Source organism: Bartonella sp. AD328YNZD (assembly GCF_042196425.1).
Genome location: NZ_JBHIQG010000058.1, coordinates 1 through 10,891 on the forward strand (window position 1 = coordinate 1; position 10,891 = coordinate 10,891).

Genomic DNA, 10,891 nt, shown 5'->3' on the forward strand with positions numbered 1-10,891 from the left:
AGTTTTTGTTATTTTGTCAATTTCAGTGAAAAGTTGCGTGAACAGCGTGAAGTTCATGGCATTCCTCTTTAATGAATCTCATTTCTTATATGATTTTCTAAGTATTTTTCGTTGAAATTTTTTTTAGAATGGTCTTAAATTTTATAAGGCCCTTTCAGTCTATGAGAGAGAGGTAAATATATGCATTAACTTTTCTTTTTACGAGCAGAAAGGAAAAATAATATACAAAATATTGGTAATAAAACGCTTTATCTAATAAATCTTATGGTAGGCATTTTTGTATTTTTACTGTTCAAAATTCTTGCGTTATGCTTGCCTTTTTGTTGTTTGATAAGTGATTGTTCAGAGTTGCGTAAATGTGTGACCATATATAATTTTGTTGTTTCGTTTTGAATCATTGCTAGCGTTCCAATAATGTGTGATTGCAATTCAGCAATACCTTTTAAGTCTTTTGTTTTTTCGATTTCGTTTAATAGTTTTTCAATTTGTGTAAAACGATTTTTTGTTTCTTGAAAAGTTTGCAAACTTACAGCTTTATCCACGAGAGATGCATATTCAATACGTTTAGCGATAGCATCACGAGATTCTTGGAGAGAGGTAAGAATTTCTTCTTCTTTTAAGATATTTGCAAGTGATGCGGATATAGTTGAATAAGTATTTTTATTGTAGAGTGTTTCTGGATCTTTTAGAAAAAAACTGGTATTATCCGTTTGCTCCGTTTTGAGTTTTTTTATGCCAAATTGTCGATTTTCTGTTATTGATTGGTGTGTTTTTCTTGCTTGCTCAAGCTGTTGTTTTATAAGTTGTATAATTTCTATATAATGCTGAGGCATAGAAGGCTTTTTAGATGAATGCTTTTTAGTTGCTTTTCTTGGATTTCCCCAAGACAAAGAATTCGAAATTTCTTCTGCCAAAGTTGCGGTTCCAAGGCCAAAACTCCAAGCCATCGCTAAGCTTGGTGTTCCTAACATTATTGCTAATGCTATTGAAATGACTTGTTTCTTCATGTTTCCCTCCTGTCATTTTTTATGTGCTGTAAGAAAATTGGTAACCATATTGCGGGATCATCACCAACTTCCGTGATAATGCTTTCGACCAACTCTGCGTTATCAGGCGTACCTGATAACACCAAGAGTTCGTCACTAAAGTCATGTTCGATGGTTTCTCCATCGCTTGTTATATGGAATTTACCGAGATTTAGCTCTGCAAGTGCGGATTGGTCTCCCTGCTTAATGAGGAATTGACGACTAAATTCACCAAGCCCTTTAACGAGTTCAAACTCAGTATCTGTTAATTTAAAGCCTTTTGTGTAATCTTCATAATTTGCTTTGGGATTGGCTAGAAAAATGTAAGTTGCACATTGTTGAATGAGTGTTTTGGCAATATTACTTTCCAAAGCATCGCTAGGCTCTTGTGTTGCGTAAACAAAAATACCATTTTGCTTACGGATAGTCTTTTGTTTATTTTTTGCCAAATCTTCAAAGTATGGGTCTTGCAACGGCTTCCAAAATTCATCAAAGATATACATAAACCGTTGTCCGGTAATCATGCCTTCTGTACGATAAAGTAAATACATCATCACTGGAGTACGAGTCTCTAGATTATCTAAGAATTCCGTGATATCAAAGCCATAAATTTGATGTGTTGAAAGATCAAGAGCATCATGAGGATTATCAAACAACCATCCATAATCACCACCTTCACACCATTTTAGTAAGCGAGCGTGAACAGACGGGTGTGCGTTATAATCACTCAAATGTGGATTTGGTAAAAATTGCACCAGAAAAGACAAACGACGCAGCGATTGGTCAATGTTACTACTCATAACAGACATAACGGCTTTGTTAATTTCCTCCTCATCGTGATGTGTGATTTCGCCACCAGCTTCTGCTAATTTTTTAACAAATTGTTTTAAGAAAATCAGATTCTCTTGTGTGGGAGGAAGTTGAAATGGATTAAAGCCACTTGGCTTACCTGGCTTGAATGTCAGATATTTTCCATTCATCGCTCGAATGGCAATTTCCATACCACGATCTTTATCGAAAACAACAGTTGTTGGCTTAAACTTTTGCGCTTGTGCTAATAAAAAGCCGAGCAGCACAGTTTTACCAGATCCAGATTGTCCGATAAGTGCGGTGTTACCGAGTAATCGTTTATCGGTTGAATCCTCTTCAAGTCTGGAGGCATGAAAATTGAAATAAAGCGGCGTTTTACTGGTCGTTTTAAGAATTGTGACGGCTGGTCCCCACGGGTTACCTGTGGGTTTTCCTGACATAAAATTATGAAAAGATGAAAATGATAAAAAGTTCAGTGATGTAATTGGAGCAGGACGGGGCCTCCATTTCCAATTGCCAGGAAGTTGTGCCCAATAGCCAGCCTCTATCGCTAAATCTACATGTTTAGGTAATACCGCAACGTCTAAGAGTGCTGCACTTGCTTTGGCCATATGGTCACGAACTTGTTGAATTGTATCACCATATATGGTTAATGTACAGTGATGCTCGCCCATAACAAAATGCCCACTGACAAGCTGATTGAGTGCTTCGTCAATTTGTTCAATTTGGCTCGTTGCTACATCTCGTGCATCAATAAGATTACGCTGATGTCGTTGTAAATAGTCTTTAGCAGCATGTCGGGAGAGCACCGAAAAACTCTGCGTCAATACAAACTCGAAATCACTTTCCAGCAAAACATTCAATTGTCCTGGTTTGGTTGTTGCGTCGTATTCTTTAATTTCCAGCATTCCAAATCGACGCATTCCACTGATTGTTCGCAGTTCACCAAGAGCACCCCATTTTGAGAAAAAAGGTCGATTGATAGACATATAGTCAGAAAAACGGTCATGGCAAATTGGCATAGGGCGACATTCGCCATTGACAAGCATTCCGAGGAATTCAAGTGCAGAAGAATAAGCATGGCCATTTTTTTCATAAGTACCAAGAAGTTCTGCACCATAATGCTTTAATGATTGGCCTAAAGTACGATTAATGTCATTGAGTTCTTTGATACATAAGTCTTGTCGCATCTTTTTTTGATCAAGCGTTTCGCGCTCATGTTGAGAAAAGAACGACATAATTTTATCTGCTATTGGTTGGAAAACGATAGTCAGATACAGATCGTTAACCATCAGATTATAACCAGTAAAGCTTTGTCGATATTTTTCATCAAGCTGATAGCAAAACATTTGATCAAATGTTGAATCAGGATACTCATAAACACGACGGCGTACAATATGCGTCCAAAATGATAAATTAGCCGATGCAATACCCCGTAGAGTATTATTAAACTCTTTTGTCCATTGAAAAATATCTTCTTCTGAAGCACTTTGATGCGAGCGTCCGTCAATTTTCCAAATTGACAAATATTCCGCATTCTTCGTAGAGATAATCGTATCTGTAATATGATGTGAATAGGGAAGGAACAGGCTTACAGGTGTCTCTGATGCGAGACGTTTGCTGCTTTCAACAGCTGTCATGCTTATCTCCTTTTACTATAATTAGAGGGACTATAACTCGATGCACCCCAAAAGCTTTTATTGCGATTGCGAAACTTGGTATCGATCCATAACCACCAGATACGGAATGCTTTGTCATCGTTTTTTGTAATTTGCGCCATAACGAACCATAATGGCGGGGCTATAATCCACAAAAAGATATTTATTGTCATAGCAATAACAGCGACCCCCATAACCATAACAATAAGCGGCATCATAGGGACACCCCACATTGTTGGAACACGTGTCGCTCCCTTGAATAATGGGAATGATTTCTGTTCTTGTGATTTCATGGAATGTCCTTGTTATTGGATGTTAAATAATATGTGGCTAATATAGAAGGCTGCACCAGCAATAATGACACTGAATGCCCACCGTATGAATGTAGATCTTGCAATGATGCGAAGTATATAAATAAGCAAAAGAAATAAAAGAATGATGGCAGCAGCAATAGGAATAACCATACTTAACCCATATTGCATCCCTATAAAAATATCTAAGCTTTTTGTTTCCGTTTGAGCATATGCAGATTGAGTTATTAAGCACACAATTAAAACGATAACAATAATACTAATATTGTTGCACGTTTTTGCTTGAAGAATATTTGATTGCTTCATATCTTTTATTCCTATTTAAACTGAAGGTGTTATGAATAACATTTCCTTTTTTGCAATATGTTTATATTATTGTTGGTGCAAACCTACAATCGATAGATATGCTTAAACATTCTGTGTTTTATTAATTATGGTTGATTTCAATTAGGTTTGAATAACATTGCAACAAGTTGGGTTGCTGAGCCAGCAATGATAACGCCGATTGCCCACCGTATAAATGTATCTTTTTCGATGTAACGCCCTGCATAGCCAATTGCTAAGCACAAAAGGATGACGGCTGCAGCAACAGGAATAATGTTATTAATAAGATCGTCTCTTAGAGTCTCTAAAGCTGTTTTAGCCTTGCCTAGGTTTGCATATGCAGGATGCGTTATAAGAAAGGTACTTGTAGCTACAGAAACTGCAGCGATTCTTTTTTTACTTTTTAATTGGAAATTAATGAAGTTTTTCATGTTTTACTCTTAAATTAACGCCTTTATGAATATTTTGCATTTCTCATTACAAGAAGAATGGTATACTGTTATGTTGACAATCACTAGATATAAGTTCTTACTTTAAAAATACTTTGTATTATAACAACTTATCCTTAGCCTTTGAATAGCATTGTAACAAGTTGGGTTGCTGAACCTGCGATAACGACCCCGATTGCCCACCGTATAAATGTATCTTTTTCGATGTAACGTCCAGCATAGCCAATTGCTAAGCACAAAAGGATGACGGCAGCAGCAACAGGAATAATGTTGTCAATAAGATCTGTTTTGAGATTTGTTAAAGCATCTTTAGCATTTTTTAGTTCTGCATATGCAGGACGTGTTATAAAAAAGGCACTTGTAGCTACAGAAATTGTAGCGATTCTATTTTTGCTTTTTAAGTGAAGATTACTTATTTGTTTCATATTTTTTACTTTATCTCGAGTAAAGACGCCATGAGCACACTTTATTCTTTTCAACATGTACTATCTTAATTGCTAAGACATATATAAATTGACAAATATTTAAGAATATTATGTGTTATACTGGCACGTAGTTATTTTCATTTACCTGCGAATAAAAGCGAAGCAAGTTGGGTTGCTGAGCCAGCGATAATAACGCCAATTGCCCACCGTATAAATGTATCTTTTTCGATGTAGCGTCCCGCATAACCAATTGCTAGGCATAAAAGTATAACGGCAGCAGCGAGAGGGATAATGTTAGTTGTAAGGTCTGTTTGGAGACCTTCTAAAGCTTTTTTAGCAGTATCTAGTTTGGCTTGTGCATATACAGGATGCATTATAATAAAGGCACTTATAGCTGAAAAAAGTATGGTAATTTTATTGTTACTTTTTGATTGGAGATTAATGAATTTTTGCATGTTTTCCTCTTATTAATACTTCAAATCATATTTCACATATCCAATATAAATGAAACTGCTATTAGTTTATTTACAATTGATGAATAATTTTACTTTTCATATAAACATTTTGTATTATATATTGTTATAGTTAAATTTAACCGGCTGCACCTGTGAATAACAGTTTAGCAAGTTGGGTTGCTGAGCCGGCAATGATAACGCCGATTGCCCATCGTATAAATGTATCCTTTTCGATGTAGCGTCCTGCATAACCAATTGCTAAGCACAAAAGGATAACGGCAGCAGCAACAGGAATAATGTTTGCAATGAGGTCATCCCGTAAAGCTTCTAGCGCTGTTTTAGCTTTTCCTAAAGTTTGTTGGGCATACACAGGAGAACCCATAACGAATACAGCTATGAATGCAGAAATCGCGATAACTTTATTATTATTTTTCTGAAAGCTAATTAATCTCTTCATGTTATTTTGTCTCATTAAATTGTGGTTAGCATAAATATCTTTTTGCGGGACAAAAAATAATTTATTGCATAATAAAAATACTGAAATTTAAGTTTTTTCTTTTATAAAAGAAACATTTCATGGTTTAAATAATAAAGCGACAAGCTCACCTGCTGAACCTGCGATGATGACACCGATTGCCCACCGTACAAATGTATCTTTTTCAATATAACGCCCTGCATAACCAATTGCTAAGCCCAAAAGTATAACAGCAGCAGCGATTGGAATAATTCCAATCAATTCTGTCTTGAATTTATCTAAAGCATTTTTGGCATTTTCTAACTTTTGTGCTTGAGCACACACGGGATGTGCTAGAAAAAAAGCAACCATTATTGTCGCATTTGAGATGCCTTTATTAACTGCTCTTTGAAAGATATTTGATTGTTTCATATTTTTTACCCCAATTTAGATCACAGTTGATATGAATAGTTTATTTTTCTGATATGGTTTTTATTGATATAGATAAAATCTTTGGAATTCAGGTTTCTCTTTGAATAAAAAGATGTTTTATGGTTTTGTGAATAACATACCCACAAGCTCACCTGCTGAACCTGCGATAACGACACCGATTGCCCATCGTACAAATGTGTCTTTTTCGATGTAGCGTCCTGCATAACCAATTGCTAAGCATAATAGTATAACGGCAGCTGCGATAGGGATAATCGTTGTTAATTCTTTTTGAAATTCGCCTAAAGCCTTTTTTGCATTTCCTAAACCTTGTGCTTGGGCCCATACAGGATGAGTCATAAAGAATGCAATTAAAGTTACAGAGATCTGAGTTGTTTTATTACGAACTATTGTTTGAAGAATATTTAATTGTTTCATGTTTTTCATCCTGATTAAGATTAAAACTCCCATAAATAACCCCTCGTTCATGAAGAAACTTAAAGAGATATTTTGGATCAGCCCAAGTTCTTAGTTTTCCTCTTTGTGTAAGAAGCGTATATTTATTTGGCTTTCCGGTGATTGGATCATCGGCAACAAACGTAAAATACCATTCCTTTTCCGAGCGCATCACAATTGTAATTTCTCGTGCTGCTTTCTGATTAAATGCTATATCAACGCTGTTCTGTTCTATCATTTTCATTTTTTGCCCTCAATTAGAAGAGATTTTATCTAATCTTACTAATTAGAGCTTTAATATTTCTTTATCTACTTTTCATTGTAATATCCTATCAAAATTTTAGTTTTAATTTGTGATAACATCAATCATCACTCTAGTTGCTTTCTTAATGAAGAAGAATTCTCCGTTGCAAAAGCATCATGAGTGCTACTTGCTTTATGTGTAAATACATCTTCTAGTTCTTCTTTGGAAAGAGCTTCTGTCTTCGTTGTTTGTCTTTGTTCTCTTTCATGAATTTCTATATATTCTTGTGACGTTTGATCATCTACAAGATGAGAAGTTTTTACTTCAAAAAATGAAGAAATCTTCTGCATATAAAGGTTATTTAAATTTCCTATATTGTAGAAATTTAGCGCGGACTGTAATGTATCCTCTTTAGAGTTATATACAAATGCTGTTGGTTCATAGTGGTAGGTTAAAGCGGTTTGTTTAGCTTTAAGATTTTTGCAAAAACTAAATGTGTCAAAAAGAAAAAATGATTCCACATCTACGACACCACTTTGTTCCAAGTTTACGTCAAAATTATGTTTACTTTGTTTAAATTGTCTACTTGTTGCACTTCCTTTTTTAAATGAAAATGATTGACGGAATAATTTATTATTATCTGTTATATAAACATTATCCCGCGCTCCTTGTTCGATGAGGGCTAAAAATACTGGGCAGGGGGTATTGGATATGTATGCAGCAGCAAACATTGTGAAGTCTGAGACAATCATCAGCAATACACCTTATTATGAAAAATTTTATGGATACAAATGCCAATTCTGTGTGGTGCTTTTTGTTGCCGTCTTTTGATTTTATAAATTTGCAGAATGGGATTGTTTAACTTAGAATATTCTTTGTGATTATTGAACTGTTCTTTTCTAAGAAGATGTCTAATATATGCCAATATCCAACCAATAAGGTCAATGTGAGGGATAAAATAGGACACATTACGCCAACCAATATTATTGGACTTATGGAAAAAAGCGCTGCTTTTAAGCAAGAATGATCGTTGAGATTTTAATGAAGGGACTTGTTTTATACAATTTTTTAGGTGCAAAAATCTTTTCAAAAAACATTTATACGAAGTAAAAAGCCATTGTACTTGAGGGGGTCTCTTATTCTCATAATAAATTACACCACCATTATAGGAAGAGGGCTTGTTCTTTGTCGCATATTGCCATAGTTTATAGAATAGCGATTTATATTTACCTTTGACTACTGACTCATGAGAGTCAGAGAGGTGTGATGGTGTTTGTGCACTGTACTTACCAGTTCTCATGATTGAACTGAAAAAATATACAGTGCTGGTAATTGATATACCAATAAACAGCTTTTTGTAGTCCAAAGCACATCTCCGTCAAAGTGATATATTTATCGTAATTTTAATTTCGATAACAAATAGACGAAAATCGTCTATAATTATGTTTAAAATATGGCAAAGAGTAGTTCTTTTTTGCAAGGGGAGTAATTAAGGTGAATGATCTCAAAAATATGAATTTTGATGAACTACAAGAGATGCGTACACAAATCGATGTGGAATTGAAAAAACGGCAAGCAAAGGAAAAGCAAAATGCGCGGCGAAAAATTCTTGAAATTGCTAATGCTCATGGAATTGATATCGCTGATCTTGTAAATAAAGAGCGTCATTATCGAAATCCTAATAACCAATGGGAGTTATGGAATGGGCGGGGACGTAGACCTAAGTGGATTAAAGAGTGGTTGGAAAATGGGTATACACTTGATGAACTAGAAGTAACATAACACATGTGTAATATTACAAGATAAGGGAATACTAAAAATATGAATGCAAGAAGTATGCTCTTTTTGATCATTTGATATACAAAGATAATAAACGGATGTAGAGTATTGAGTGATCGAATAAGACGATAGGGAGCATGAACCAATGTATTTAAATGAAAAAGGTATTGTTGTAATAAATTGGCATCATCATTAAGCTTGCCAGCTTAAAATGCTGTAATTTTACTCTTAACATTTAATGGAATCACGTCCCTCATATAAAATAGAACGCTATTGTGCTGCACATGTGCGTGCTTTTTTAAGAGATATGTCTTAAAGCTCGTTACACCTATTTCATGATGGAGCTCGTGTGGGATATAAGGATAAAGCGCTACCAGGAAGGATATAAAATTTAATAGAGCATTCTCATCTTTACACTTAATAAAAGAAAAAGCTGGCAGCATCTATACTGCGTCAGCTCTTGGATATTATGACATTTTTTGGTGTTGTGAGAACTCTGTGTGCGAGAGCTCTTAGCACTTGGGAGAGTGAGGCTTTTTACGCTTTTTTTCATGTTTTCACTCCCACGTTATTCCTGCTTATGACGTGTCAGAGTGTGATTTTGGTTACTTCAATATATAGAGATTTGAAATGAGAGGGGTTAACAATATTTGGGGTTTCTTATTCAAGTTGAAAACGATAAATGATCCTTATAAATCAATGCATTGATTTTAAGAGGAGCATTTTACCTCCTTTTTTATAGTTTTACTGACGTTGCTTTTTTTAGTCTGTGCACATAAATGGGTTTTATTGATTCCTTACAAAAAGGATTGAAATAAGAAAATTGATTGCGTCAGGATTCTAATCCAATACGTAAAATGATAATTTTATCAATCAATATGTTGTTAAATTAATATCCTTATATTTTTGAAATAGGTTTTGTAGAACAAGAGCTTTATGTTTTTCATAGATTTTGTTTAGTCTTTTTTTGTAAGACTATATATGTGAGACATTCACTTTATTTATTATTCGTATAGTAGATGTGAGTAAGTGTGTTGAAAATGGAAATTTTCTATGGCTAGTATGGGTTTTAATAGAATTTTATGACATATTTCTAAGTGTTTGTGATTAAAATTCATTGATATGCATGTATGTATCAGGAATAAAGAGTGCATTGAAAATGAAAAGATTGAGCATTTTTTATTTCTATCTGTTTTCTTTTATGGTGCAAAAATAGGGGTAATATGCAAGTTTACAATTATATGTGATGATATAGAGTGCGGAATACTTGGTTGTATATCAGAGTTTTTGAAATTGTGGCATTTCCATATAAATTGAAGGATTTGTCGTAAAATAGAACGAAACGGGATGCATTTGTGTTGCCAATTTACATGCTTTTTAAAAGAAATATTTTCAATGTAACTAAGCTCATTTTATGACACTGCTCGTGAATAATATAACGTATAAGTTCTCCTATGATCATATAAAATCTATCGTGCACCACCATCTTTATTTTAGTAATAGGATGTAAGGTGGTACTGTTACACACTTTGCCAATTTCCATGTTACGGATAGCTTTTTGCACTTGAGAGTGTTCATGAAAGGCGTTTTATTGCTTTCTTTAAATTGTTTTATCTATACGCCAATTCCGCTTGTGATATGCAAAAGACATAATTTTGATTATTTCAATATATACAGATTTGAAATTAAGAGTATTTTACAATCTTCAGAGTTTTCATTCAATATGAGAACAATGAGTTATTATTATAAATAATAAATGTTATGTGCTAAAAAGCTTTGTTTATTTTGTTATGCTGTGAAAGAGCGTCCTTTGAGGTGTGATGATACAACCTCCTTGAAATATTAAATGTTTTTTTCAGTGTGTTATGAATATTCTTAAAGGATGACTTGTTTGTCGAGTCTTAATGTTTAAATAAAATGTGTGAGGGAGAGGTCAAGGGAAACATTCGATAAAAACCCGCACTGTAAACAGATCAAGTCGAGAGGGAATTTTTTCTTAAAGTGGGAAGCCGTGTAGAAGACGTGGGGCATTTGGAGTGAGTCCGGCAGCTTCTTGAATGAAGTATTTTTTT

Annotated in this window: 13 protein-coding genes; 1 reads left to right on the plus strand and 12 read right to left on the minus strand. The window is 34.4% G+C overall.

Annotated features, from left to right (window positions below):
• Positions 1-248: 248 nt before the first annotated feature.
• From ACFIO3_RS04440 to ACFIO3_RS04495, 12 genes are all read right to left on the minus strand, one after another.
• A complete protein-coding gene (locus ACFIO3_RS04440) occupies positions 249-1,007 on the minus strand; it encodes a type IV secretion system protein (RefSeq protein WP_375608582.1) in 759 nt (252 codons plus the stop codon).
• Positions 1,004-3,475 carry a VirB4 family type IV secretion/conjugal transfer ATPase gene (locus ACFIO3_RS04445; RefSeq protein WP_375608583.1) on the minus strand — a complete coding sequence of 824 codons (2,472 nt, stop codon included), beginning with the start codon at positions 3,473-3,475 and terminating at the stop codon, positions 1,004-1,006. Before ACFIO3_RS04445 ends, ACFIO3_RS04440 begins: the two co-directional genes overlap by 4 nt.
• 2 nt (positions 3,476-3,477) lie before the next feature.
• Positions 3,478-3,786, minus strand: a complete 309-nt coding sequence (locus tag ACFIO3_RS04450; protein ID WP_375608584.1) for a type IV secretion system protein VirB3 — start codon at positions 3,784-3,786, stop codon at positions 3,478-3,480.
• 12 nt (positions 3,787-3,798) lie between these two features.
• Positions 3,799-4,110 carry a conjugal transfer protein gene (locus ACFIO3_RS04455; RefSeq protein ID WP_375608585.1) on the minus strand — a complete coding sequence of 104 codons (312 nt, stop codon included), beginning with the start codon at positions 4,108-4,110 and terminating at the stop codon, positions 3,799-3,801.
• A 137-nt stretch (positions 4,111-4,247) separates the two neighbouring features.
• Positions 4,248-4,559, minus strand: a complete 312-nt coding sequence (trwL, locus tag ACFIO3_RS04460) for a VirB2 family type IV secretion system major pilin TrwL (RefSeq protein ID WP_375608586.1) — start codon at positions 4,557-4,559, stop codon at positions 4,248-4,250.
• A 134-nt stretch (positions 4,560-4,693) separates the two neighbouring features.
• The gene (gene trwL, locus ACFIO3_RS04465; RefSeq protein WP_375608587.1) at positions 4,694-5,002 is read right to left on the minus strand and encodes a VirB2 family type IV secretion system major pilin TrwL; all 309 of its coding nucleotides are present in this window, start codon (positions 5,000-5,002) and stop codon (positions 4,694-4,696) included.
• A 137-nt stretch (positions 5,003-5,139) separates the two neighbouring features.
• Positions 5,140-5,457, minus strand: a complete 318-nt coding sequence (gene trwL, locus ACFIO3_RS04470) for a VirB2 family type IV secretion system major pilin TrwL (RefSeq protein WP_375608588.1) — start codon at positions 5,455-5,457, stop codon at positions 5,140-5,142.
• A gap of 136 nt (positions 5,458-5,593) precedes the next feature.
• Positions 5,594-5,914 (minus strand): VirB2 family type IV secretion system major pilin TrwL, encoded by a 321-nt coding sequence (gene trwL / locus ACFIO3_RS04475; protein ID WP_375608589.1) that lies wholly within the window; start codon positions 5,912-5,914, stop codon positions 5,594-5,596.
• Between the two features lie 117 nt (positions 5,915-6,031).
• The gene (trwL, locus tag ACFIO3_RS04480) at positions 6,032-6,343 is read right to left on the minus strand and encodes a VirB2 family type IV secretion system major pilin TrwL (RefSeq protein ID WP_375608590.1); all 312 of its coding nucleotides are present in this window, start codon (positions 6,341-6,343) and stop codon (positions 6,032-6,034) included.
• A gap of 117 nt (positions 6,344-6,460) precedes the next feature.
• Positions 6,461-6,778 carry a VirB2 family type IV secretion system major pilin TrwL gene (gene trwL / locus ACFIO3_RS04485; protein WP_375608591.1) on the minus strand — a complete coding sequence of 106 codons (318 nt, stop codon included), beginning with the start codon at positions 6,776-6,778 and terminating at the stop codon, positions 6,461-6,463.
• A complete protein-coding gene (gene korA, locus ACFIO3_RS04490) occupies positions 6,741-7,040 on the minus strand; it encodes a KorA family transcriptional regulator (protein WP_375608592.1) in 300 nt (99 codons plus the stop codon). The genes trwL (ACFIO3_RS04485) and korA overlap by 38 nt, the downstream gene beginning before the upstream one ends.
• A gap of 125 nt (positions 7,041-7,165) precedes the next feature.
• Positions 7,166-7,792: a hypothetical protein gene (locus tag ACFIO3_RS04495; protein WP_375608593.1), complete on the minus strand. Its 627-nt coding sequence runs from the start codon at positions 7,790-7,792 to the stop codon at positions 7,166-7,168.
• Between the two features lie 742 nt (positions 7,793-8,534).
• On the opposite strand from ACFIO3_RS04495, the gene ACFIO3_RS04500 reads away from it, so the two are divergent.
• A complete protein-coding gene (locus tag ACFIO3_RS04500) occupies positions 8,535-8,822 on the plus strand; it encodes an H-NS family nucleoid-associated regulatory protein (RefSeq protein ID WP_375608594.1) in 288 nt (95 codons plus the stop codon).
• Positions 8,823-10,891: the final 2,069 nt, after the last annotated feature.

Coding starts and splice junctions, on each gene's coding strand:
- ACFIO3_RS04440 (WP_375608582.1), bottom strand. CDS start 1,007: ATGAAGAAACAAGTCATTTCAATAGCATTAGCAATAATGTTAGGAACA.
- ACFIO3_RS04445 (WP_375608583.1), bottom strand. CDS start 3,475: ATGACAGCTGTTGAAAGCAGCAAACGTCTCGCATCAGAGACACCTGTA.
- ACFIO3_RS04450 (WP_375608584.1), bottom strand. CDS start 3,786: ATGAAATCACAAGAACAGAAATCATTCCCATTATTCAAGGGAGCGACA.
- ACFIO3_RS04455 (WP_375608585.1), bottom strand. CDS start 4,110: ATGAAGCAATCAAATATTCTTCAAGCAAAAACGTGCAACAATATTAGT.
- trwL (WP_375608586.1), bottom strand. CDS start 4,559: ATGAAAAACTTCATTAATTTCCAATTAAAAAGTAAAAAAAGAATCGCT.
- trwL (WP_375608587.1), bottom strand. CDS start 5,002: ATGAAACAAATAAGTAATCTTCACTTAAAAAGCAAAAATAGAATCGCT.
- trwL (WP_375608588.1), bottom strand. CDS start 5,457: ATGCAAAAATTCATTAATCTCCAATCAAAAAGTAACAATAAAATTACC.
- trwL (WP_375608589.1), bottom strand. CDS start 5,914: ATGAAGAGATTAATTAGCTTTCAGAAAAATAATAATAAAGTTATCGCG.
- trwL (WP_375608590.1), bottom strand. CDS start 6,343: ATGAAACAATCAAATATCTTTCAAAGAGCAGTTAATAAAGGCATCTCA.
- trwL (WP_375608591.1), bottom strand. CDS start 6,778: ATGAAACAATTAAATATTCTTCAAACAATAGTTCGTAATAAAACAACT.
- korA (WP_375608592.1), bottom strand. CDS start 7,040: ATGAAAATGATAGAACAGAACAGCGTTGATATAGCATTTAATCAGAAA.
- ACFIO3_RS04495 (WP_375608593.1), bottom strand. CDS start 7,792: ATGATTGTCTCAGACTTCACAATGTTTGCTGCTGCATACATATCCAAT.